The sequence below is a fragment of the Aquicella lusitana genome, assembly GCF_902459475.1.
In the GTDB taxonomy this organism is placed as follows: Bacteria; Pseudomonadota; Gammaproteobacteria; order DSM-16500; family DSM-16500; genus Aquicella; species Aquicella lusitana.
The window spans coordinates 1-21,970 of sequence record NZ_LR699114.1; the positions used below are offsets into that span (position 1 = coordinate 1).

The 21,970-nt window shown below is 46.4% G+C and carries 27 protein-coding genes; 10 read left to right on the forward strand and 17 right to left on the reverse strand.

Annotated features, from left to right (window positions below; translation table 11 throughout):
- The 9 genes from AQUSIP_RS00005 to grxD form a co-directional block, all read left to right on the forward strand.
- Positions 1-420: SUF system Fe-S cluster assembly regulator (locus AQUSIP_RS00005; protein ID WP_148326067.1), on the forward strand; the 420-nt coding region annotated here is incomplete at its 5' end.
- The gene (sufB, locus tag AQUSIP_RS00010) at positions 413-1,855 is read left to right on the forward strand and encodes a Fe-S cluster assembly protein SufB (RefSeq protein WP_114834973.1); all 1,443 of its coding nucleotides are present in this window, start codon (positions 413-415) and stop codon (positions 1,853-1,855) included. The genes AQUSIP_RS00005 and sufB, both read left to right, overlap by 8 nt.
- Positions 1,856-1,909: 54 nt before the next feature.
- Entirely contained in the window at positions 1,910-2,677 is a 768-nt protein-coding gene (gene sufC, locus AQUSIP_RS00015; RefSeq protein WP_114834972.1) for a Fe-S cluster assembly ATPase SufC, read from the forward strand.
- Entirely contained in the window at positions 2,674-3,966 is a 1,293-nt protein-coding gene (gene sufD, locus AQUSIP_RS00020; protein ID WP_114834971.1) for a Fe-S cluster assembly protein SufD, read from the forward strand. The genes sufC and sufD overlap by 4 nt, the downstream gene beginning before the upstream one ends.
- A gap of 3 nt (positions 3,967-3,969) precedes the next feature.
- Positions 3,970-5,226, forward strand: coding sequence for a cysteine desulfurase (locus AQUSIP_RS00025; protein ID WP_114834970.1), 1,257 nt, complete (start codon positions 3,970-3,972; stop codon positions 5,224-5,226).
- Positions 5,226-5,666, forward strand: a complete 441-nt coding sequence (gene sufU, locus AQUSIP_RS00030; protein WP_197737795.1) for a Fe-S cluster assembly sulfur transfer protein SufU — start codon at positions 5,226-5,228, stop codon at positions 5,664-5,666. The genes AQUSIP_RS00025 and sufU overlap by 1 nt, the downstream gene beginning before the upstream one ends.
- Positions 5,667-5,677: 11 nt before the next feature.
- On the forward strand, positions 5,678-6,019 hold the full coding sequence (locus AQUSIP_RS00035) for a HesB/IscA family protein (protein WP_114834968.1): 342 nt from the start codon (positions 5,678-5,680) through the stop codon (positions 6,017-6,019).
- An 8-nt stretch (positions 6,020-6,027) separates the two neighbouring features.
- Entirely contained in the window at positions 6,028-6,567 is a 540-nt protein-coding gene (gene sufT, locus AQUSIP_RS00040; RefSeq protein ID WP_114834967.1) for a putative Fe-S cluster assembly protein SufT, read from the forward strand.
- Positions 6,568-6,624: 57 nt separating this feature from the next.
- Positions 6,625-6,939 carry a Grx4 family monothiol glutaredoxin gene (grxD, locus tag AQUSIP_RS00045; RefSeq protein ID WP_114834966.1) on the forward strand — a complete coding sequence of 105 codons (315 nt, stop codon included), beginning with the start codon at positions 6,625-6,627 and terminating at the stop codon, positions 6,937-6,939.
- Positions 6,940-7,088: 149 nt separating this feature from the next.
- Here grxD and AQUSIP_RS00050 read toward each other — a convergent pair whose 3' ends face one another.
- The 8 genes from AQUSIP_RS00050 to AQUSIP_RS00085 form a co-directional block, all read right to left on the reverse strand.
- The gene (locus AQUSIP_RS00050; protein ID WP_114834965.1) at positions 7,089-7,727 is read right to left on the reverse strand and encodes a hypothetical protein; all 639 of its coding nucleotides are present in this window, start codon (positions 7,725-7,727) and stop codon (positions 7,089-7,091) included.
- Between the two features lie 84 nt (positions 7,728-7,811).
- Positions 7,812-8,249: an MgtC/SapB family protein gene (locus tag AQUSIP_RS00055; protein WP_197737797.1), complete on the reverse strand. Its 438-nt coding sequence runs from the start codon at positions 8,247-8,249 to the stop codon at positions 7,812-7,814.
- Positions 8,250-8,375: 126 nt separating this feature from the next.
- Positions 8,376-9,044: an R-SNARE family protein gene (locus AQUSIP_RS00060; protein ID WP_114834964.1), complete on the reverse strand. Its 669-nt coding sequence runs from the start codon at positions 9,042-9,044 to the stop codon at positions 8,376-8,378.
- Positions 9,045-9,107: 63 nt separating this feature from the next.
- Positions 9,108-10,265 carry a tRNA guanosine(34) transglycosylase Tgt gene (gene tgt, locus AQUSIP_RS00065; RefSeq protein ID WP_114834963.1) on the reverse strand — a complete coding sequence of 386 codons (1,158 nt, stop codon included), beginning with the start codon at positions 10,263-10,265 and terminating at the stop codon, positions 9,108-9,110.
- A gap of 10 nt (positions 10,266-10,275) precedes the next feature.
- Positions 10,276-11,334 (reverse strand): agmatinase family protein, encoded by a 1,059-nt coding sequence (locus AQUSIP_RS00070; protein WP_114834962.1) that lies wholly within the window; start codon positions 11,332-11,334, stop codon positions 10,276-10,278.
- Between the two features lie 3 nt (positions 11,335-11,337).
- Positions 11,338-13,227 (reverse strand): biosynthetic arginine decarboxylase, encoded by a 1,890-nt coding sequence (gene speA / locus AQUSIP_RS00075; RefSeq protein ID WP_114834961.1) that lies wholly within the window; start codon positions 13,225-13,227, stop codon positions 11,338-11,340.
- Positions 13,228-13,380: 153 nt separating this feature from the next.
- On the reverse strand, positions 13,381-14,424 hold the full coding sequence (locus AQUSIP_RS00080; protein ID WP_114834960.1) for a 1,9-bis(guanidino)-5-aza-nonane synthase: 1,044 nt from the start codon (positions 14,422-14,424) through the stop codon (positions 13,381-13,383).
- Between the two features lie 146 nt (positions 14,425-14,570).
- Positions 14,571-14,819 carry a hypothetical protein gene (locus tag AQUSIP_RS00085; protein ID WP_147277500.1) on the reverse strand — a complete coding sequence of 83 codons (249 nt, stop codon included), beginning with the start codon at positions 14,817-14,819 and terminating at the stop codon, positions 14,571-14,573.
- On the opposite strand from AQUSIP_RS00085, the gene coq7 reads away from it, so the two are divergent.
- A complete protein-coding gene (gene coq7 / locus AQUSIP_RS00090; protein WP_114834959.1) occupies positions 14,810-15,457 on the forward strand; it encodes a 2-polyprenyl-3-methyl-6-methoxy-1,4-benzoquinone monooxygenase in 648 nt (215 codons plus the stop codon). The genes AQUSIP_RS00085 and coq7 overlap by 10 nt on opposite strands.
- Before the next feature lie 34 nt (positions 15,458-15,491).
- Here the strand turns inward: coq7 and AQUSIP_RS00095 are convergent, their stop codons facing one another.
- The 9 genes from AQUSIP_RS00095 to proC all read right to left on the reverse strand — a co-directional run bounded on the left by AQUSIP_RS00095 (position 15,492) and on the right by proC (position 21,591).
- Entirely contained in the window at positions 15,492-16,043 is a 552-nt protein-coding gene (locus AQUSIP_RS00095) for a hypothetical protein (RefSeq protein WP_114834958.1), read from the reverse strand.
- Between the two features lie 166 nt (positions 16,044-16,209).
- Entirely contained in the window at positions 16,210-16,527 is a 318-nt protein-coding gene (locus AQUSIP_RS00100; protein ID WP_114834957.1) for a hypothetical protein, read from the reverse strand.
- Between the two features lie 65 nt (positions 16,528-16,592).
- Positions 16,593-17,378, reverse strand: coding sequence for an ABC transporter permease (locus tag AQUSIP_RS00105; RefSeq protein WP_114834956.1), 786 nt, complete (start codon positions 17,376-17,378; stop codon positions 16,593-16,595).
- 2 nt (positions 17,379-17,380) lie between these two features.
- Positions 17,381-18,301: an ABC transporter ATP-binding protein gene (locus tag AQUSIP_RS00110; protein WP_114834955.1), complete on the reverse strand. Its 921-nt coding sequence runs from the start codon at positions 18,299-18,301 to the stop codon at positions 17,381-17,383.
- Entirely contained in the window at positions 18,282-18,893 is a 612-nt protein-coding gene (locus AQUSIP_RS00115) for an XTP/dITP diphosphatase (protein ID WP_114834954.1), read from the reverse strand. Before AQUSIP_RS00115 ends, AQUSIP_RS00110 begins: the two co-directional genes overlap by 20 nt.
- A 97-nt stretch (positions 18,894-18,990) precedes the next feature.
- Positions 18,991-19,821, reverse strand: a complete 831-nt coding sequence (locus AQUSIP_RS00120) for a helix-turn-helix transcriptional regulator (RefSeq protein WP_170131854.1) — start codon at positions 19,819-19,821, stop codon at positions 18,991-18,993.
- 80 nt (positions 19,822-19,901) lie between these two features.
- Positions 19,902-20,195, reverse strand: a complete 294-nt coding sequence (locus AQUSIP_RS00125) for a DUF167 domain-containing protein (RefSeq protein WP_114834980.1) — start codon at positions 20,193-20,195, stop codon at positions 19,902-19,904.
- On the reverse strand, positions 20,188-20,760 hold the full coding sequence (locus tag AQUSIP_RS00130; RefSeq protein WP_114834952.1) for a YggT family protein: 573 nt from the start codon (positions 20,758-20,760) through the stop codon (positions 20,188-20,190). Before AQUSIP_RS00130 ends, AQUSIP_RS00125 begins: the two co-directional genes overlap by 8 nt.
- Before the next feature lie 3 nt (positions 20,761-20,763).
- Complete coding sequence (proC, locus tag AQUSIP_RS00135) at positions 20,764-21,591, reverse strand: pyrroline-5-carboxylate reductase (protein WP_114834951.1); 828 nt, start codon at positions 21,589-21,591, stop codon at positions 20,764-20,766.
- Positions 21,592-21,970 lie beyond the last annotated feature (379 nt).

Consider the following 21,970-nt stretch of genomic DNA (forward strand, 5'->3'; position numbering starts at 1 on the left):
ATAGGCAAATTAACCGATTACGCCATGCTCATTCTGAGCCAGATGGCAAGAGAGCCTCATTTAATTATGAGCGCAACGTTTCTTGCAGAAGCACTGCATCTGACTGCGCCGACAGTAAGCAAGGTGCTTAAAATGCTCTCGGAAGCAGGCCTTGTTAATTCCATACGAGGTGCGGAAGGAGGGTATCGTCTCGCGCGTGCTGGCACGGAAATTACCGTGGCCGATGTCATCGTGGCGATGGAGGGCGGCCTTGCCATGACCGAATGCTGCGAAAATACGAATCTCTGCGCCATCACCACCGCCTGCGCAATGCGAGAAAATTGGAATAAAATCAATAATATGATCCATTCACTGCTAGCCCGATTCACGATAACCGATATGACGGCGCCATTGACTATACAAGGGGTTCACGATGGCTAATCAGCTCATTAAAGAAGTCGTTCATAAACAGTACCCATACGGGTTTGTAACGCCCATTGAATCTGAAACCATCCCGCCCGGCTTGACGGAAGAAGTGATTCGCCTCATTTCTGCCAAAAAAAATGAGCCGGCTTTCATGCTGGAATGGCGCCTCAAAGCCTATAAACATTGGCAAACCATGAAGACGCCAGCCTGGCCGCACCTGCATTATCCGGAAATTGATTATCAAAATATTATTTACTACGCTGTGCCCAAAACCACCCAAGATGGCCCCAAAAGCCTGGATGAAGTGGATCCCAAGTTGCTTGAAACGTACAACAAGCTGGGCATCCCGCTGCATGAACAGGGGCGCCTTGCCGGCGTTGCGGTGGATGCTGTGTTTGACAGTATTTCGGTTGCCACCACTTTCAAAGCAAAGCTTGCCGAAGCCGGCGTAATCTTTTGCTCCTTTTCTGAAGCAGTACAAAAATACCCTGAATTGATCGAGCAATACCTCGGTACCGTGGTGCCCTATCGCGATAATTTTTTTGCGGCGCTTAACTCGGCTGTCTTCAGTGATGGTTCTTTTGTCTATATCCCAAAAGGCGTGCGCTGCCCAATGGAACTTTCCACTTATTTCCGCATTAATACCGCCAAGAGCGGACAATTCGAACGTACACTGATTATTGCCGATGAAGGCAGTTATGTCAGTTATCTTGAGGGCTGCACAGCGCCCATGCGCGATGAAAACCAGCTGCATGCCGCTGTCGTGGAACTGGTCGCACTCGATAATGCGCAAATTAAATATTCCACAGTCCAGAACTGGTATCCGGGAGATGAAGAAGGCCGCGGCGGTATTTTCAATTTTGTTACCAAGCGCGGCGCTTGTCGTGGAGTGAACTCGAAAATTTCATGGACACAGATTGAAACAGGATCGGCTATCACGTGGAAATATCCCAGCGTAATTTTGCAAGGCGATCATTCCGTCGGTGAATTTTATTCTGTTGCGCTGACGAACCATTACCAGCAGGCTGACACGGGCACCAAAATGATTCACATGGGTAAAAATACCCGCAGCACAATTATTTCCAAAGGCATCGCCGCAGGTAAAGGTCAAAATACTTATCGCGGCCTGGTACGCATGCTACCGGGCGCTACCAATGCCAGAAATTATACGCAATGCGATTCGTTGCTGCTTTCGCCCACTTGCGGCGCGCACACGTTTCCTTACATCGAAGTAAAAAATCCCAGCGCGCGCGTAGAGCATGAAGCTTCTACATCCAAGATCGGCGAAGACCAGCTGTTTTATTGCCGACAACGCGGTTTGAGTACCGAAGATGCCATTTCCATGATCGTCAATGGTTTTTGCAAGCAGGTTTTCAAGGAGTTGCCGATGGAATTCGCTGTGGAAGCACAGAAATTGCTGGAAGTCAGCCTCGAAGGCAGCGTGGGATAAACGCCGGGTGAGGGGAGAGGTTGTATTAAAGATGTTTATAAGAGCAGGTAAAAAATGTTAACGATAAATAATCTTCACGTAACTATTCAAGACGAAAAACAACAGACAAAACCGATTTTGCGCGGTGTAAACCTGACGATTAAGCCGGGCGAAGTACATGCCATCATGGGCCCCAATGGTTCGGGAAAAAGTACACTCGCGAATGTGCTCGCAGGCCGTGACGATTATCAAATTACCGCGGGTTCCGTCATGATGCGAGGCGAAGATTTATTATCGCTTGAACCGGAAGTCCGCGCGGCGCGCGGACTTTTTCTTGCTTTCCAATATCCCACCGAGATCCCCGGTGTGAATAATATGTATTTCCTGCGTACGGCCTTAAACAGTCTGCGCAAACAAAAAGGTTTGCCGCCACTTGATGCAGCTGATTTCTTGGCGCTGGTGAAAGCTCGCATCAAAGAAGTAGGGCTTTCCGAGGCATTTTTACATCGTGCGGTGAATGAAGGATTTTCAGGCGGTGAGAAGAAGCGCAATGAAGTGCTGCAAATGCTCATTCTAGAGCCGGATTTCATTGTGCTTGATGAAACCGATTCAGGGCTTGATATTGACGCGCTGCAAATGGTCGGACGGTGCGTAAGCAGTTTGCGTAATAGCAATCGCAGCATTTTAGTGGTGACGCACTATCAACGCTTGCTGGATTATATTCAACCGGATGTGGTGCATGTCATGGCCAAAGGCCAGATTTTGAAATCCGGCGATAAATCACTGGCGCTGGAGCTCGAAGCCAAGGGTTATAGCTGGATTGAAAGCGGGCAGCCGTCATGACGAGAGCAGTATTATTACCAACATGGCTTGAACGAAGCGTAGGGAATGAAAATGCGGGCATACCCGGCTGGTTTGCTGATTTTCGTCAACAACAGAGGGAAGCCTTTATACAGACAGGTATCCCGACGCGCCAGGATGAGCGATGGAAATATGCAGATCTTTCTTTTCTGACCCAGCATCAATTCGTTTCTTCTGAACAATGCGTGGAAGCGGAACAGTTGCAGGATGTTATTCATCAACACCGCTTACGGCAAGGCGATAGTATTCTACTAGTCTTGGTAAATGGTTTTTTCATGCCATCCCTGTCTGATCTCGCCAAATTACCGCCGCAAGTCATTGCCTGCTCCATGCAGGAGGCGTTATCTAGCCATCCTGAATTAATCAAGGCCCATTGGCCGCAAGCGGCAGAAACTAAACAATATCCTTTTGCAAGCCTGAATGCAGCGATGTGCATGGACGGCTTGTTCTTCTATCTGCCAGACCAATGTGCGTTGGCTGCGCCGTTGCATCTTTTGTCGCTAGTGATTAACGAACAGGAATGGATTGCCTGCCCGCGTCATCTTTTTATATTGGGCGAGCACAGCCGCTTAACTGTAGCAGAAGAACATTTTTCTTTATCAAGCCATCGTTATTTGATGAACATGGTCACCACGATGACGATTGGCAAACACGCACAACTCAAACACATTAAAATTCAGCAGGAAGGCCGAAAGGCGATTCATCTTGCACACACCTTTGTTACGCAGCAGCAGGACAGCGAAGCAGCTTTTACTTATTTTTCATTTGGCAGCCAGTTTGCGCGCGACGAGCTGGCGGTTAAGCTGGAAGGACCGGGCGCGATATGCGATACGAGCGGATTCTATCATTTGCAGCATGACAATCAGTATATTGATCATCATGTGGAAATTGATCACAACGCAGCGCATAGTCAAAGCCAGATGCTTTATAAAGGTATTCTTGATAAAAAGTCACGCGCGGTATTTAACGGCCGCCTGTACGTCAAACAGGAAGCAAAAAAAATTCTGGCCTATCAAGCCAATCATAATTTGCTTTTATCCCACTCTGCGGAAGTTTATTCCAAACCAGAATTAGAAATTTATGCGGATGATGTGAAATGCAAGCATGGTGCAACGACGGGTCAATTGGATCACGACGCACTATTTTACATGCGCGCCCGTGGAATTGATAAAGCGGAAGCCATCGCCATTTTGTTGCGCGGATTTGCCGAGGAAATTACGCAGCGAATTACGCACCCTGGTATCAAAATGCGCGTGCAGGAGATGTTATAGCGTATGAGAACACGTTTGAATGACAAAATTGATTTTTCCTTATTGCGACACGATTTTCCCATTTTACAGGGAAAAAACCGCAATCAGCCGCTGGTTTACCTGGATAGCGCTGCTTCTGCCCAGAAGCCGCGCCAAGTAATTGAGGCCATTTCCAATTTCTATTATCAGGACTATGCCAATATTCACCGTGGTATTTATGAATTAAGCGAGCGCTCGTCTAAATTGTATGAAGACGCGCGCGAACAAGCGGCCCAGTTTATTCACGCTGCAAGAGCGGATGAAATTGTTTTTGTGCGAGGCACGACGGAAGGCATTAATCTTGTAGCGCACTGTCTGCCTCGCACCGCAAACGGTGCATACATACCCTGGCAGGCAGGAGATGAAGTCATTCTGAGTGCTATGGAGCATCATTCCAATATTGTTCCCTGGTTTCTGCTCAAGGAGCGACTGGGGATCGAATTGAAAATTATTCCGGTAACAGATGCGGGTGAATTGGCGCTGGAGACCTATCTAAAATTATTTTCTCCGCGCACAAAATTGGTCGCCATCAATCATGCATCCAACGTCATTGGCACAATTAATCCTGTCAGTGAAATGACGCGCATTGCGCATGAACACGGTGTGCCTGTTTTAATTGACGGCGCGCAAGCCGTGCCGCACATGCCTGTGGATGTGCAAGCGATTGGCTGCGATTTTTATATTTTTTCAGGTCATAAACTATATGGACCTTCCGGCGCAGGCATTTTGTATGCCAAACAACCTTGGCTGGATGCCATGCCCCCTTATCATGGAGGCGGCGGAATGATCGAAACGGTAGCCTTTTCCAGCGTAACGTTCGCAAAGGCGGCACATAAATTTGAAGCGGGCACGCCAGATATTGCCGGCGCGATCGGTTTGCATGCAGCCATTCAATATGTGCAGGGCATTGGTGTGGAAACTATTTTTGCCCATGAGCAGGATTTGCTTTGCTATGCAGAAGCACGCTTGTTGACCATTCCCGGATTGCGCATCATTGGCACCGCGAAGCCCAAGGTCGGTGTTATTTCCTTTGTGATAGAGGGAATTCATCCACACGATATAGGAACTGTACTGGACCATGAGGGCGTCGCCGTGCGCGCGGGCCATCATTGTGCCATGCCGCTGATGGAGCGTTTTAATGTGCCAGCGACGGTGCGAGCTTCGTTGGGTCTCTATAATACTGAAAAAGATATTGATGCATTGATCGAAGCATTGCTTCTAGCAAAGAGGTTATTTGTCTGATGTCGTTACGTGAATTGTATCAGGAAATCATTGTTGATCACGGCAAGGCGCCGCGCAATTTTGGTAAATTGTCTCATGCCAGCCATTGCAAAGCGGGCCACAACCCGCTTTGCGGCGACAAGTTGACATTATACCTGCTTGAGCGCGACGGCGTCGTTCAGGATATTTGTTTTGAAGGTGCAGGTTGCGCGATTTCAGTCGCGTCCGCTTCACTCATGACAGAGTGTGTGAAAGGCAAAAAACGAAGTGACGTAATCAAACTATTTGAACAATTTCATGATTTGGTGACCGCAGGCAAAACATCGGAAGAAGATTTAGGCAAGCTTGCGGTATTCAGCGGCGTTGCGGAGTTTCCCGTGCGCGTGAAGTGCGCTACATTGGCCTGGCATACGCTCAAGGCAGCACTCGAGCAGGATCCTGATCCGGTAAGCACAGAATAAAGGAGAAGTCCATGAATCCAAACATTATGTTTACTAACGCGGCGAAAGATTACATTAAAAAAGTGCTAGAAAAAAATAAAGGTGTTGCTTTTCGTCTATCGGTTAAAAAAACAGGATGCTCGGGTTATTCCTATTTCCCTGCCGTGGTCGAGCAGATTAATCCGGCGGATTTTTTGATAGAGCTGGACGGATTGAAAATCCTGGTTGATCCATTATGGCTGCATCTTTTTAATGGATTGCAGGTGGATTATTTGGAAGAAGAAAAATCCGGATTAAAACAAAAGCGGCTTCAGTTTAACAATCCAAATGAGTCTAGCCGTTGCGGTTGCGGCGAAAGTTTTCATATTGAGTGAGGCGGATCGTGCATAGACAAACAGTCATCGAGGTCAAGCGGGATGTGGAAGCGACACTCATCCCTTCAGGTGTCAAAGTCAAACTGCAGCAGGGCACGCAGGCATTTATTACTCAGGCGCTCGGCACTTCTTACACGGTGCATGTGAATGGAAATTTGGTACGCGTGTCCGGTAAAGATGGCGATGCGCTGGGTCTTGTGAAGCTAGATTTGCCTGATATTAATCAAGCGGACGGTTCTGTGGAAGATAAAGTCTGGCAGCAATTAAAAACCTGTTTTGATCCGGAAATACCCGTCAACATTGTTGATTTGGGATTAGTGTATGAATGCAAGGTGATTCCGCTAGGCATGAATGATTTTGATGTGGCGGTAACAATGACGTTGACTGCGCCGGGGTGTGGAATGGGGCCGGTATTGGTGGCTGAAGTGGAAGAAAAAATCCGCGAAATTCATGGTGTGGCACATGTCAAAGTAGAACTGGTTTTTGATCCGCCGTGGAACAGGGATTGTATGAGTGAAGAAGCAAAATTGCAGCTGGGGTTATTATAAAAACGCTTATCGAATTGAAACCAACTATTAATTTTTACATCTTAAGAGGAAATCATGATGTCCATACAAGAAAAAATTAAACAGCAGGTGACTGAAAACACCATTGTGCTCTACATGAAAGGCAATTCCGAATTACCAATGTGCGGTTTTTCTGCCCGCGCAGTCAATTTATTGAAATCTTGCGGCGCAAAATTTATGACGGTGGATGTTTTGAAAGATGAAGCAATTCGCCAGGGAATCAAAGTATTTTCCAACTGGCCAACCATTCCACAACTGTATGTGAAAGGCGAGTTTATTGGCGGCAGCGATATCATGGCTGAGATGTATGAGGCGGGTGAGTTGCAACAGCTTGTTAAGGATGTGCAAGGATAAAGCCTATTTCTGTGAGATCGTTGAAGAAGCGTTCTGTATGGAGGGGATGGTTTTTATGGATAAAACTCCATCCTATTCTTGTCATGCGACAGTCCCGCGGATTTTGCCGCGGGAATGGCGCAAAAAATGATGAGTTGATGTATTTAATTTTAATATCTTCGATGATTGTTCGTACCGAGCAGTGGACGTTTTTCTGGATCAACTTTGTTGGAAGGCTCTTTTTTCTCGCCGCCGAAGCATAAGGAAAAAGGAAAACAGCACCTTGACCGAGATTCGGATTTTGGCGTCGTCTTTTTGAATACGGCCTGCTGGCTGCCGAGATCATTAGCCTTTTCCTTAAGCAGATCTACATTCTCTGTGTTACCGATGGTTTTTTTATATTCAGCCTCTACTGCCTGATAGCCAATTGCATCTACCTCATTTGTTAGCTGCTGCACTCTAGTTCGCTGACTGTCGTTGGGCGTTTCTTTTTTAAGCTCGTCAAGCTGACCTAATATTCGCGCTGTCTGGTTGGTAATTTCGCCCGTTTTCTTGGAGGCGGATGTGTGATCCTGGGTTGATTGAGAATGTGGTTTAGTTTCTTTTACCTGTTTTTTATCAGTCTTTTCGTTTTGTTCTCTTTCTTTAGCTTCTTTTTTATGGCGTGACTTCTCTTTCTGACCGCGCTGTTTTTCCTGTTCTGCTTCTAACTGCTGCCTGCTTTGTTCCTGGGCCCGCTTTGCGTCTTCCATCATTTTTTTTGTTCTATCGGCCAGGTTTTGCAAGCTTCCAATGTTACCTCGTTGCATAAAATTCTCCCACGTTTGTAGTTAAAGGACACTAGGCATTCATAAACCAAACTGAGGAAAATCTCAAGGAAAAATAAGATTTGATTATTTCGCGGAAATCTTTTTCCACCAGGCGAGACGCGGGAGATAGAGCAGCAGAAAAATCAGCACCGCGATCAGAATGCCAACAAAATAAAGACCATACGCGATTGCAAGGCCCACGGAGGAGGTCGCCCAGAGTGTGGCGGCTGTGGTAAGGCCGGTGACGTAATCGCCCTGTCGAAAAATAATACCAGCGCCGAGAAATCCGATGCCGGTTACGACTTGCGCTGCAATTCGAGTGGGATCATCCGTTGTCACCAGAAAGCTCAAGATGCCAAACATGCAGGAACCAAGCGCTATGGCACCATAAGTGCGTATACCTGCGGAGACAATATTACGATGACGTTCTCTTTCCCAACCAATGAGGCCGCCCAGAAAGCAGGCGAGAATAACGCGAAAGAAGATTTCAAAATCTGCTTGTAAAGTAGCTGTCATCAACATCGCACGATCCTTGTGGGCATTATCAGTTTTGCTAGGTGGTGCTTGATAAGAAAGTGCCCGCGCGAAATTCCTTGCGTGGGCACAATCTATATTAAAATTTATGCTACACAGATTTTTTAACAGGGTCTAGTTTATTGTCGACCGATTGGGACGAAGAAAAGATTCCCGTTCTTCTGCAGTGCCTTGCGGTTTCCCATTGCAGCATGGCAAGAAGAAGCAGCAAAATATCTTTTTTGCCGCTGCTTTTGCTTGTTCGGAAACGGTCGTATGGTTTTTGTTTAGTTTGAAAGCCTTGGATCGGAAGCTTTGCGTATTCTGTTTAAGCTCTTCAGTTTTTTCCACAAGCTCTTCAAGCTTCGCTCCGCGCTGCAGAAGCTTTTCAATATTATTAACCATAATTTGCCTTGTTTCTTCCACTCCTTGTCTCGTGCGCTTCACGGGGGAAATAAAATAATTTGGGTCAGCAATTTTTTTATCAAGCTCGTTATAACGCACCACATGATCAGTCGAAAGATAAATCTCGTTGATATCAGAGAATTGATCGCTCAGTACCGGATCGGTTGGGTCCAGATTTTCCGGGCTGGATAAAATACGGATGGATCCCTGGCTGCTTTTAAAATAATGGTACAAGCCATATGCAGGAATTTTGTAAATGACATCATTTTTATAGATACCAGTTTTTATCTGGCTAGCAAGTGATTCGTGTGCATTTGCCAGCGCTTCATATTCTTCATGAGTGACAATATGTTCAACAGTGCCATTCTGATGAAAAAGACCAATCGCAAAAAGTTTCATGGATACCACCCTCGTTTATACAGCTAATTTTATAGAGAATACACCCTGAAACTTAACGCCAGCTTAACCACTGCTCAAAATAAGCTCACGCATTCGGGTACAGACCGTTTGCATGACATGTACATTGTGGATGCTTGCCAGATGGAAATAGGCAATCAGGCCTTCCTTGAAAAGATAATGTAAATACGAGCGGCTAAAATGCTGGCAGGTATAGCAGGCGCAGCCGGGCAGAATGGGATTTTCATCCCGGGCATATTGGCTTTTTTTAATCAGAATCCTGCAGTTATCACCCTCGCTTTCAAAACGGAGCCAACCGTTTTGCTCTACGATCTGGCCAAAATAGAGGGTGCCATGACGGGCATTTCGGGTGGGTGCAACACAGTCAAAAATATCAATACCTTTGGCAACCACATCAATCAGGTCCTGAGGGTTTAAGCCCACTCCCATGGTGTAGCGGATTTTATCCTCTGGCAGCATGGGCCGTACCCAGTCAATGATTTCGCCGGTTTTAGGCATGTCAAAACCAATTACTTCACCGCCAATCGCGATGCCGTCCAATGCCTGCTGTAAAACAAATGCCGTGCTCTGTTCGCGCAAGTCCCTGAAACTGCCGCCCTGGATAATGCCGAAGAGGGCTTGTTTTTTGCCGTAAGCGGAATAAGGATTTTTCTCGTGTTCTTCGCGGGAAGCCACCAGCCACCGATGCGTACGGTCCAATGCAGCAAGTGCGGCTTCGCGTCCGCCGGTTTCAGGGGTGCACTGGTCAAAGGCCATAATAATGTCTGCGCCGATGATTTTTTGGGCCTGAATGGAAGTATGGGAATTAAGGTGAATGATCTTCCCCGTGATCGGGTGTTTGAATACGGCGCCCTCTTCCTCAATGAGACAGACGGTCCCTTTTTTGGAAAGACTCAGCACTTGAAAACCGCCGCTATCCGTTAGCATGGCCTTGTGCCAGCCCATAAAAGGATGCATGCCACCCGCTTTTTCAATCACTTCCATACCAGGTGAGCACAACATGTGATAAGTGTTTCCGCCCAGGATGATTTGGCTACCATTTTGCTCCACATCGGCAGGAGTTAAATAATTCAACATGGCACGGGTGCCGACAGGCATGAAAGACGGTGTGAAGACCTCTCCATGCGGTGTTTCAAAGCGCATCACCCTGGCAGGGAGTGACGCATGTTTTTTAACTAGTTCGGAGTGATATGAATTTTTCATGGCCGGGAGTTTAGCCGATACGACTGGTAAGCGTCCACCCGCATAACTTGTAAAGCAGGCGCGCACCCACATTGGCATCCCATTCAGCCGCCGGGTCAACGTTATCTGTTGCCGTGCCCATGCCAGGCGAGACTTCATTCAAGTCAAAACCGACTAGCGTGCGGCCTGAGCGAACCACTTTGCGGATTAGGAAGAGGGCTTCCAGAAAATCCAACCCGCCTGGCACGGGCGTGCCGGTATGCGGACAAAAACGCGGGTCTAGCCCGTCTATATCGAAAGATATATATACTTCCTGCGGCAGGTGCTCAATGATAGTATCGCAAATCATGGCCCAATGATGGCCATTCAGTTTTTGCTCTGAAAGAGCAGAATCAAAAAAAGTAATAATTCGATCGGGATGGTTTCGGATGAAATTGAATTCTTCTTCGCAAAAATCACGAATGCCTACTTGCACCAGTCGGGGAAGCGTCGTATGGGTCATCACATTATGCATGATGGAAGCATGCGAATAGGCAAAGCCTTCGAAAGCCTCTCTGAGATCGGCGTGCGCATCAATGTGTAAAATGCCCATCTGCGGATGTTTTTCCAACAAAGCCTGAATGGCGCCAAAGGGTGTGGAATGATCACCGCCCACGATGCCAACGCATTTGCCTTGCGAAAGTAGCCGTTTTGTTTGTGTATAAACATATTCATTTAATTTTAAACTGTAGGCGTTGACCTGGTCGATCATGGGTTGCAACAAGGTTTCTTCACCGGTGCCTTGCGCGTGAATAACAGTCTCAGCGTGTTTTCGCGCGATGGTGTTCCATTGCCTTACTTCCGTTGATTCTTCCAGCATAGCGATACCTGTTTCATAGAAACGACCCAGGTCAATATCGAAAAGATCCACCTGCTTGCTGGCTTGCAGAATGGCTTGCGGTCCTTTGGAAGTACCGCCGCCATAGGAAGTCGTTGCTTCCCATGGTACAGGAAGTAGCACAAGGTTTGCTTCTTCTGGCGAAAAAGGCAAGCCAAAAATACCGGAATCCTGGCTCGCGGCTGCGTTGGGGTCAAAGTGTTTGATCGTCATGCATCAATCCTCGAAATAAGTGTAACCAGTCAATCCGGTTTTCAAATCCAGTAGAAAGGTTTCACATTCTGTAGGTGTCAATTGAGCGTTTTCCAATTGTTTTTGATAGGAATTGACGAGATCATTCGCATTAAAATCAACATAGCGCAGCGTGGAAGCAACGGTATCGCCGTGGATGGCATGTGTTAATCGATACTTCCCGTCAGGAGTCAATTCCACATGAACGGAATGGGTGTCACCAAATAAATTGTGCAAGTCACCGAGGATTTCCTGATAAGCGCCTACGAGGAAAATGCCCAATAAATAAGGTTTTTCAGGGTCATAAGGATGCATGGGTAACGTGGTTTCGAGCCCATAATTATTGACATATTTTTTGATGCAACCATCAGAATCACAAGTGATGTCATGCAAAATGCCGTGCAGTAACGGCGGTTCTTCTAGACCTGAAAGCGGCATAATGGGAAACACTTGGTCGATGGCCCAGGCGTCGGGAAGTGATTGAAACAGCGAAAAATTGCAGACAAATTTATTGGCCAGCTTTTCGTTCAGTTCATCAATGACTTCACGATGCGCGCGAATTTTGGGCTTGAGAAAGTCGCGCAGCTTGAAACAGATGGCATAATAAATCTGTTCAGCGTAAGCACGCTTTTCAAGATCGATCAGACCATGGATATACATGGTCTGCACTTCGGATATCCAGTGACAAATGTCATGATAAATTTCCAGCACAGTGCTTTCCGATAAATAAGCAAAGCTGTTCCAGAGATTGTGCAGAATAGGCATATCTTCTTCACCAGGCGCCTGCAGATTGGTGATGTCACACGCTGTTTCGGTGGAGATGACATTGGTGATAAGCATCGCGTGATGTGCGGTGATGGCCCGCCCTGACTCGGTGATGATGCCTGGATGAGGCAAGTCATGCTGCTCGCAAATTTCAGCAAGCGTATCCACGATGTTGTTCGCATATTCCTGAATACTGTAATTCATGGAGCAATAGCTGCGTGATTTGGTGCCTTCATAATCCACACCCAGCCCGCCACCCACATCAATGGTATTAATAGGCGCGCCCAATGAACGCAAGCCCACATAGTAGCGCGCAGCTTCATGCATGGCTCGCTGAATATGCGCGATATTGGCTACTTGCGAGCCAAAATGAAAATGCAGGACCTGTAACCAGTGCAGTTTGTTTTTTTGCCGCAGGATGTTGACTACTTGCAGTAATTGAGGCGCGGAAAAACCAAATTTGGATTTTTCGCCGCCCGAGTTTTGCCATTTGCCATGCGCAACGGAAGAGAGCCGCACCCGCACGCCTACAATCGGTTCGATATTTAATTTTTCCGCTTCTTCTAGCACCAGCGGCACTTCAGACAGTTTTTCCAGAATGATAAAAATACGATGGCCAATGCGTTGCCCAATCAAGGCAAGGCGTATATATTCACGGTCTTTGTAACCATTGCAAATAATGGCAGCACTGGTGTGACTGCTCAACGCAAGCGCTGCCAGCAATTCAGGCTTGCTGCCAGTTTCCAATCCCACAGGTACTTTTTTGTTATCCAGAATGGATTCCACCACATGACGCTGCTGGTTGACCTTGACCGGATAGGCGCTGATATACGCGCCCTGATAATGATTGGCTTGAATTGCGCGCGCGAAGGCATCGTTTAAGGTTTGGATTCGTTTGCGCAGGATATCGGTAAAACGCACGAGCACCGGAAATGAGATGCCGGCGTCTTTGATGCTTTGAGCGAGATCGATGAGATCGATGCGGGCATGACTCTGTCTACCATCAGGATAAGCCTGCAAATTTCCGCGTTCACAGACATCAAAAAAACCATCGCTCCATTGCGCAATATGATATGTGTCGCGGGCCTGCTGAATAGACCAGTTTGTCATCGCATCGTACACCTATAATAGACTACTTTCCAAACCCCTTCGTTTTCGTTTTGCATCAGCCATGTTCAAGAAGAAGGGAAAAGCATCGGCTTTAACATGAGGCAAAACAGACCCCGCCGCAGGCAAGGCGGGGCACTGGGTTTTGAAAGAAATCTAGGAAACGGTTTCAGCTGTCTCGGCAAATAATTTGCTATAAGCACGATTTTCGCGCGTGCGCCATGCGCCTTTTCCATAAGCATAGCCAACGACTAGCGGCATGGCGATGGTGGCTTCGCAGAAAACCATTTGTTCATGGACGACAGAAACCTTACCCCAGGAACAGGCTTCACGGAGAGTAGAACCCGACAAGGCGCCGTCACGTTCGTCTGCGACGGTGATTTGTACGGCATATTTATGCAAAGGTACTTCCGCACCTAACAGCTCTGCTGCGACAACAATATCCTGGGCGAAATTTTTAGGTACACCGCCGCCGATCATTAACAGGCCGGTTTCTTTCGCCTTAATTTTGAGTTCGGTGAGTTCACGAAAATCCTTGACGGAATCGATGCTGACATGTTTTTGCGGATGCGCGACCTGATGCATGACAAGGCCAAACCCCGCGCTGCAGTCACTAAAAGCGGGCACAAAGATGGGGATATTTTTTTGATAGGCGCGCAGTACGATGGAATCTTTATTCTTTGCGTGTTTTTCCAGATAACGGCCCATTTCCGCTATAAATTCACGTGAAGAATAAGGCCTGGGCTCGAGGCTGTCGGCAATGACCTTGATGGTGTCATCGCAGATGCGCAGTTCATCTTCATTAATCAGCGTGTCATAAATACGGTCGATGGCGAGGGCCTGCAGTTCTGTATCTTCGAGGCGTGGTGAGCCCTGATAGTGCTTGAAACCCAGCCCTTCGAAGAAGTCCTGGTCAACAATATTTGCGCCGGTAGAAACAATGACATCCACCATATTGTTTTCAATCATGTCTAAAATTATTTTCTTTAAACCAGCACTGATGAGCGAGCCGGCAAGACAGAGAATCACGCCACATTGTTTGTCCGCCAACATCTGATGATAAATTTGTGCAGCTCGCGCAAGGTTTCTAGCCTGAAACGCTGTGCCCTGCATAGACTCAATCAACGTGACGAAATCAAACTGGGTAATGTCCAAATGACGGACTTCAGTGGAAAGCAATTCAGTCTTGGTTTGCCCCATCAAGGTTCTCCTGGTTAAAGTTAATAATAAAGGCAGTATTATGGATTTTTATTCCACCATTGCAAGTGATATTTAAATGTCCAATCTACCCAATGCCATCCTCTTTCTTGCTTCTATGCCATCTGCGCTTATACTACCATCTGCACTCACCACCATTTTCCCGCGCTAACTACTGTCACCATCCCCGCACCCATGCCACTGTCACCCCGCACTTGTTGCGGGATGACAGAGGGGAAGTGCAGGATGGTGGCGTAAATGCAGGATGGTAGTATAAGCGCAAGTGGCGGTAGTTGGGGAGGGGACGACAAGTGTGATTTAGCAGCCAACAGGTAAAAAACGATGATACAATCACAACCAAACAGAACTTTGTTAAATAGAGCATAAGATGACTTCACAAAGGCATTATTCTTTTCTCGACAAACTGTGTCTGGGTGTGGATCAAGCCATTCGCGCATTGACGAATCATCCCAGGACTTCTGGCAAGCCTTACCCTGCAAGTGACGTGGATGAGTATCCATTGAGCGATGTGCAGCGCAGGCAGTCAGCGGCACTGATGCGCATTAACCATGCGGGAGAAATTTGCGCACAGGCGCTTTATCATGGTCAGGGAATTATCTCGCATAGCGATGCAGTGCAGACGAAAATGCAGCAGGCGGCTATTGAGGAAGGGGACCACCTCGACTGGTGCGGGCAACGGTTGGAGGAACTGGGTAGTCATACCAGTTATCTGAATCCGCTTTGGTATGCCGGTTCCTTTTGCATCGGCATGATCGCTGGCATGATTGGTGATAAATGGAGCCTGGGTTTTGTGGCGGAAACCGAGCGCCAGGTTATCCGACATCTGGAAGGTCATCTACATCTTTTGCCTGTGCAGGATCAGCGTAGCTATACCATTCTGGAACAGATGGAGCGGGATGAAGCCAAGCACCGCGATGAAGCTGTAGCGGCAGGCGCCGAGGAGCTGCCTGATTTTATCAAGCGAATGATGGCACTCACGTCCAAGGTAATGGTCAAGACGGCTTATTGGGTGTAGCGCAACGAGGATAATGTCGCGCAGCTTGCTTTTTCTAGTTACCTTTTTTGGGTCCTTCTCTTTTTACTTCCAGCGCGGCTTCAAGTAATGCCTCGCGCAGTCTATTTTTGAAATCTGTTTTTAACATCATATCCGATAAAAACGTGATGGCTGTTTTTGTACAAAGGTCAGTAATAGCCGCTTTGCCTTGTTGAGTTGTTAATTCATGCTTGTCTGCATATTCAATGATTTTTTTCTTATCTTCGGCGTAGATATTAACTTCTTCAGATTTGGGCGCGCCTTCTTTTAAATACTTATTATAAAGCGCTTCCTCGGTGATTTCTTTTCCGTGCGATTTCCAGTACGAATAGAAATCCTGCAGAAATTCCATATTTTCTTCCGCATGGTAGCTTTGCGCGACATCCGTCAGCGCCTGCCACATTCTTTCATCTTGAAATAAAGCGGCAAGAAATGTTTGTTCTTTTCCTTTCTCTAACTTGCTGAATAAACTCGCCACTTTTTTTTCTGCTTCTGCTATCGCTTCCTTAGAAGGTTTTTCAGACTTGTTTTTAAAAAAACCGCTCAATTTTTTTCTTCTTGGTTCCATTTTTTTTCTCCTCGAGTGTTTTTTTATTATAACAGCTAAATCAGTGCTGGGGGGCGGGATAAAACGGCTGAATAATGAATAAGTTAAGCTAATACCTTGTAAATATGCGGTTAACCCGTTCGTGTTTTGAGGCGCACAAACGGGGGTTAACCGCAAACACGCGTGATTATCGCGCCATCACCATTAGCGCGCCTGCCTGAATTAGCCAGACAATCCAGACGATTTCCATGAAGTAGGGAAACCAGCTACGTTTGACTATCCAGTAAATGACCGTCGGGATGAGACCGACCAGAATGGGGATACTTAATAAAGCAATCAGTCCGCGGGCAAGATTGCCCGCCTGTCCGCCCGAGAAAACTTCCGTTAAAATTTGTGATATCCACTCATGCGCGCTCACCAGGGCTTCCATCCCTTGCTGTGCGTAAGACATGGAAAGAACAACGAGGATGCTCAAGCCAATGAGGGCGATAATCTGTTTGATCATAACAAAGTCCTTGTTAAGTTGGATTGCCGTATGATTATGAAGGTTAATCAGGCGTCATGACTATGTCAAACCTTTATCCCCACGCCTTTGTGCAGTAATGCCCAAGCCCAGAAAAACAGGGCGATAAACAGAATGCTGACGAGCGAAAAACCCAGATAAACATTGAGATCAGAGACACCCAACATGCCGAAACGAAAAGTATCCACCATATCAAGGATGGGATTTAGCAGGGAAAGCGTACGCCAGGTAGGCGGTAATTGTTGAATGGAATAAAAGACACCGCCCAGGTAAGTGAGTGGTGTGAGCACAAACGTAGGAATAAAGGAAATATCATCAAAGCGTTTGGCATAGACGCCATTGATGAGGCCGCCCAGTGAAAACACCATGGCCGAAAGGATAGCCATGAGAAGAATAATGAAGGGATGAAAAAGCGGCACATGCGTAAATAGTAATGAAATAAGCATCACGATGATCCCGACCAGAAGACCGCGCAGCGTGCCGCCCAGCATAAAACCAAGCAAAATGACGAAGCTGGGCATGGGGGAAACGACCATTTCCTCAATGCTCTTATTGAATTTGGTAAGAAAAAAAGAAGATGCGGTATTGGCGTAGGAGTTGGTCATTACTGACATCATGACAAGCCCCGGCACGATGTATTGAATATAGGAAAACCCCTGCACATCCCGGATTTGTGAGCCAATAAATTTGCCAAAGATAATAAAGTACAAGCTCATTGTAATAGCAGGTGGCAGCAGCGTTTGTGTCCAGATGCGCATAAAGCGAAATATTTCTTTACGTAAAATAGTTTCAAGCGCGACGAGGGTAGGATATAAACCAGTTCGAGATGTCATTATCATGATCTCTTGTTCGCTGAAATCAGGTAAATAAATAATTCTTCCAGCCGATTGGTTTTATTCCTCAGGCTGGAAATAGTAATGTTTTGTTGAGTGAGCAGATTGATTAATTCATTGATTGATTGGCCGCGAAAAATTTCAATCTCCATTGTGGTTTCATCGACTAACCGACCATGGAAATCCTTTAAGGCAGGCATATCCCATAGCGGTTTTTCTATATCCAAAATCAAAGTTTGGCGGTTGAGGCGGTTGATCAGGGATTTCATGTTAGCATTTTCAATGATTTCGCCGTGATCGATGATCGCGACGTTTTTGCAAAGCTGTTCTGCCTCTTCCAGGTAGTGCGTTGTTAAAATAATCGTCGTGCCTTGCTGATTCAAATTAGTGAGGAAACGCCACAACGTATGGCGCAGTTCAATATCTACGCCAGCAGTGGGCTCATCGAGAATCAGCAGCTTGGGCTCATTCATGAGTGCGCGCGCAATCATGAGGCGCCGCTTCATGCCGCCCGACAGGCGAATGGCAGGTTGATTATGCATTTCCCATAATCCCATTTCTTTCAAATACCGCTCCATGCGTTCCATAGCGATTTTTTTTGGGATGCCATAATAGCCTGCTTGATTAATAAGAATTTGTGAGGTGGTTTCAAACAAATTGAAATTCATTTCCTGCGGGACGACGCCAATCAGCGATTTTGCCTGAGCGGGTTCTTTGTCGGTATCGTGCCCGAAGATAAGCACTTTCCCCGATGTTTTCGTCACCAGAGAGCAGATGATTCCGATAGTGGTTGATTTACCCGCACCGTTTTGTCCAAGCAGGGCAAAAAAATCGCCTTCTGCCACTTCAAGATCAATACCTTTGAGCGCAGAAACGCCATTAGGGTATTTTTTTGTCAGCTGTTTAACTGAAAGCGCATTCATGGATTTTTTCCGGTAACCTTTTTAGTAAAATTTGTAAGGCCTGGCCGCGATGGCTGATTTCATTTTTAATCGTGCTCGGTAATTCTGCAGCAGCTTTTCCTTCGGAGGGAACATAAAAAACCGGATCATAACCAAACCCTTTTTCGCCCTTGGGTTCATGCAAAATAGTACCGGACCAGCTGCCATCACAGACAAGCGGCGTGGGATCTTTTTCGTGCGAAACAAAAACCAGCACGCAGTGAAATTGGGCTTGCCGGTTTCCTTCGGGTACGTCTTTAAGCTCGTGGAGTAGTTTTTTGATATTATCCTGCGCGTTTGCCTGTGTGCCTGCATAACGCGCGGAGTAAATACCGGGCGCGCCATGTAATGCGGAAACAACCAGTCCGGAGTCGTCGGCTATGGCGGGCAGTCCCGTCAACCGGGACGCATGGCGGGCTTTGATCAGGGCATTTTCAATAAAACTTAAACCTGTTTCTTCTGCTTCAGCAATGTTAAAAGCCGATTGTGGAATAATTTCAAGGTGGAAGTTTTTTAATAATTCAGAAAACTCCTGAATTTTCCCCGGATTATTGCTGGCCAGTACGATTTTCATGGCTACTCTTTGTCAGGTGAAAAATGACTATCATTATACCTGTAGTGGTGGGAGTTTAAAGTAATTAACGGCCAAATATAAGGCGATTTATTTTCAATCACATTTCCATCTCATTCATCGCCTTCAACGCAATTTGGCTCTTGGAGAAACAGCCGAATTTTTCGCGCATATTTTCAAAATGACGCTCAATGGTTCTTCGTGATATTTTTAGGATGCTTGCGGTTTCTTCAGCGGTTTTGCCTTTGATGTACCAAAACAATATTTCTTTTTCGCGCGGCGTCATAAGAACAGATTTTTTGGTTTCGCGGGATTGCATTAAACAAAGATCAGTCAGGTTAAATTGCTCTGCATTTTCCTGTTGTTCGATAGACAATTTAATCAGTTGATTGAATTCACAGCGTTTTGTCTTTTCAATTTTATTTTTGCATAAGTTTTTTCGAATAGCGGCAATCTTATTATCAAAATAACCATTAAATTTTTTAAATATATCCAGATTATTAATATACGTATGATTGACGTCTTGTCTTTCAAGTGGTGCATCATACGAATAAAGTTTTAATACGCGCTGTGTTTGCTGGGTGATTTCAAGGATACGAAATGAATGACCATAATCGAAGTGGTTAAGGAGCGATAACACGGGCATGCTGTATTGCTTAAGTTCGACGGGATAAACATCGATAAGATAAAAACCCGGTTTGGGATAGGTTTTTAAGATGCTAAGTGGCGCATCATTCACTAGTTGTTGATGGATGCATTTCTCAAAATAAGCATCATTACTGCCCAGCCAGAAATAGTTTCCGTTTTGATCCATTTCCACATAACTGAAATGGCTGGCCCCGGTGATTTTAAATAGCGGCTTGCAAGTGTCGTTAACAAGATCGGCGTAATTAAGCAGATTTTGCATAGTATGGCAGACGTTGAAAGTCATTATTTCATTTTTCATTGTGTTTTAGAGGCGGTCGCAACAAAACTGTTCAATAACTTACCAGATTTGGCCGGCCTGGTCAATTAGGTGTTTATCAGACTTAAATCTCTTGGGGAGTCAATGCGTATCCATTTTTTACGGCTCTGTTCACCTTTAACCAGCGTCACTTGCCTTTCAGCCACTTTAAAACAGTGGGCAAGATATTTAAGCAGCGCCAGATTGGCCCTGCCTTCAATGGGCGGGGCAGTGAGCCGCACCTTCAGACAGTCTTCGTGCACACCCGTGATTTCGTTTTTGCTCGCTCGCGGCTGTAGATAAATGTGCAGGTAAAGCGCGCTGTCACGCCAGTAATACCAGGGCGCTTCAGGCTTAGCCAAGCGCAACACCCATGCCCGCTGCCATAATGGGATTCGCGAGCAGAATGATGAGAAGCTGCAGCACGATCAAGGCTGGAATAGGGGAGATATCAATGCCGCTTATGGGAGGAATAAGGCGTTGAAAGGGACGCATAACAGGTGAGGTGAATTGATACAAAGTGCGATTGACAGGTGACTGGGGTTGCAGCCAGCTTAAAACGACCTGCAGGATAATGGCATAGAAAAAGGTGACAAGAATCAGTTTGATGAAGTCGCCTATCGCCAGTATGAGCAGACCAACAGGATTGGGCATGCCATAACTCAAAATCGAGATAAGGAAGAATTTAAGGGTCTCGAGCACGAGAACAGCCACAATGGATGCTGTTTCAATTCGCTGTATATTGGGTATCAGGCGCCGAAGTGGTCGAACAATTACGTCAGTCAATTTGACAACAAACTGGGTGATGGTATCGAAATAATTAGCGCCTACATAGACAAGAATGATTCGCACGGTTAAAAGAAAAAGATAAAGATCGAAAAGCGTGCTGATTAAAAAAAGTATCGCGGTATGAAGCGTATTAAACATTGTTCATTCCTTTCCTAATAAAGTAGCTAATTCTTCCGAGCGCAGTTTTGCTGCTTGCAATGCCTGTTTAAACAGGCGACGGATATTGTTTTCTTCTAGCACAGAAATGGCTTTTTCGGTAGTACCGCCAGGGGACGTGACTTTACGTCTTAATTCGGCAAGTGATGTGCCGCTTTCAATTGCCATGCGAGCAGCGCCCAGCGCAGTTTGCAGCGTCAGTAGACGGGCGGTTTCTGTTGGCAGGCCCAGATCTTCAGCTGCTTCCTGGAGTGCTTCCATCATGAGAAAGAAATAAGCAGGGCCGCTGCCCGATAAGGCTGTGACGGTATCCATTAATTTTTCATCATTGAGCCACACTACTACACCCACAGCGCGTAAAATTGATTCGGCAAGATTTCGCTGTGATTCTGTGACATAGGGATTGGCATAAAGCGCAGTGGCACCACAGCCAATAAGCGCAGGCGTGTTCGGCATCGCCCGCACAATCGGTGTCTTGCCGTTCAACCACTGTTGAATACTCGCTTCCCGGATGCCGGCGGCAATTGAAATGACCAGCGGTTTGCGTTCTGCGATCACTTTTTTTAAGGGTAGGGCAACATGGGCAAAAGCCTGCGGTTTAACAGCGAAGATGATTGTATCTGCGGCCTGTATGGCTTGGGCATTGTCACTGGTTGTATTGATATCAAACTTTGTTTTGAGCTGCGTCAGTTTCTCGCCGCTTGGGTCGGCAGCCCATAATTTATCACTGGGATGACCGTCTTTAATCAGACCGCCAATGAGGCTTGAACCCATGTTGCCGGCGCCGATGATGGAGATAACAGGCGTGTGCATTGCGGTGCTCCTGAAAATTCTTTTATTTATCAATCCTATCATGAATTTAAAGACTCAGGGTAACCTGGATTTTGGCCATTAACAAATGATGCTGGTTCTACAGAAATGGCTGATATTCTGAGAGCGTTTTTTGCTCGAGTGATTTCAAAATGCACAACAAGAGATTCTTTGCTGCGCTCAGAATGACAAAACTGCACTAAAATTGCGCTCAGGATGGCAAGTACCTAAACACCGTCAAAAATGGCCAAGATCTGGTCTGTCATCTTCAGAATTGACAAAGAACGCTCTTGACCTTATAACCTTAAGGAAACCTTAAGAGATGAATAAATCTTTTCTTGAGGTTTAGGACTTAAGGAAAACCCCACATCGAGAAAGACTC

What these genes read in the sequence shown, in the direction of transcription:
- sufB (WP_114834973.1), top strand. Translation starts at nt 413, where the DNA reads ATGGCTAATCAGCTCATTAAAGAAGTCGTTCATAAACAGTACCCATAC.
- sufC (WP_114834972.1), top strand. Translation starts at nt 1,910, where the DNA reads ATGTTAACGATAAATAATCTTCACGTAACTATTCAAGACGAAAAACAA.
- sufD (WP_114834971.1), top strand. Translation starts at nt 2,674, where the DNA reads ATGACGAGAGCAGTATTATTACCAACATGGCTTGAACGAAGCGTAGGG.
- AQUSIP_RS00025 (WP_114834970.1), top strand. Translation starts at nt 3,970, where the DNA reads ATGAGAACACGTTTGAATGACAAAATTGATTTTTCCTTATTGCGACAC.
- sufU (WP_197737795.1), top strand. Translation starts at nt 5,226, where the DNA reads ATGTCGTTACGTGAATTGTATCAGGAAATCATTGTTGATCACGGCAAG.
- AQUSIP_RS00035 (WP_114834968.1), top strand. Translation starts at nt 5,678, where the DNA reads ATGAATCCAAACATTATGTTTACTAACGCGGCGAAAGATTACATTAAA.
- grxD (WP_114834966.1), top strand. Translation starts at nt 6,625, where the DNA reads ATGTCCATACAAGAAAAAATTAAACAGCAGGTGACTGAAAACACCATT.
- AQUSIP_RS00050 (WP_114834965.1), bottom strand. Translation starts at nt 7,727, where the DNA reads ATGCAACGAGGTAACATTGGAAGCTTGCAAAACCTGGCCGATAGAACA.
- AQUSIP_RS00055 (WP_197737797.1), bottom strand. Translation starts at nt 8,249, where the DNA reads ATGTTGATGACAGCTACTTTACAAGCAGATTTTGAAATCTTCTTTCGC.
- AQUSIP_RS00060 (WP_114834964.1), bottom strand. Translation starts at nt 9,044, where the DNA reads ATGAAACTTTTTGCGATTGGTCTTTTTCATCAGAATGGCACTGTTGAA.
- tgt (WP_114834963.1), bottom strand. Translation starts at nt 10,265, where the DNA reads ATGAAAAATTCATATCACTCCGAACTAGTTAAAAAACATGCGTCACTC.
- AQUSIP_RS00070 (WP_114834962.1), bottom strand. Translation starts at nt 11,334, where the DNA reads ATGACGATCAAACACTTTGACCCCAACGCAGCCGCGAGCCAGGATTCC.
- speA (WP_114834961.1), bottom strand. Translation starts at nt 13,227, where the DNA reads ATGACAAACTGGTCTATTCAGCAGGCCCGCGACACATATCATATTGCG.
- AQUSIP_RS00080 (WP_114834960.1), bottom strand. Translation starts at nt 14,424, where the DNA reads ATGGGGCAAACCAAGACTGAATTGCTTTCCACTGAAGTCCGTCATTTG.
- coq7 (WP_114834959.1), top strand. Translation starts at nt 14,810, where the DNA reads ATGACTTCACAAAGGCATTATTCTTTTCTCGACAAACTGTGTCTGGGT.
- AQUSIP_RS00095 (WP_114834958.1), bottom strand. Translation starts at nt 16,043, where the DNA reads ATGGAACCAAGAAGAAAAAAATTGAGCGGTTTTTTTAAAAACAAGTCT.
- AQUSIP_RS00100 (WP_114834957.1), bottom strand. Translation starts at nt 16,527, where the DNA reads ATGATCAAACAGATTATCGCCCTCATTGGCTTGAGCATCCTCGTTGTT.
- AQUSIP_RS00105 (WP_114834956.1), bottom strand. Translation starts at nt 17,378, where the DNA reads ATGACATCTCGAACTGGTTTATATCCTACCCTCGTCGCGCTTGAAACT.
- AQUSIP_RS00110 (WP_114834955.1), bottom strand. Translation starts at nt 18,301, where the DNA reads ATGAATGCGCTTTCAGTTAAACAGCTGACAAAAAAATACCCTAATGGC.
- AQUSIP_RS00115 (WP_114834954.1), bottom strand. Translation starts at nt 18,893, where the DNA reads ATGAAAATCGTACTGGCCAGCAATAATCCGGGGAAAATTCAGGAGTTT.
- AQUSIP_RS00120 (WP_170131854.1), bottom strand. Translation starts at nt 19,821, where the DNA reads ATGACTTTCAACGTCTGCCATACTATGCAAAATCTGCTTAATTACGCC.
- AQUSIP_RS00130 (WP_114834952.1), bottom strand. Translation starts at nt 20,760, where the DNA reads ATGTTTAATACGCTTCATACCGCGATACTTTTTTTAATCAGCACGCTT.
- proC (WP_114834951.1), bottom strand. Translation starts at nt 21,591, where the DNA reads ATGCACACGCCTGTTATCTCCATCATCGGCGCCGGCAACATGGGTTCA.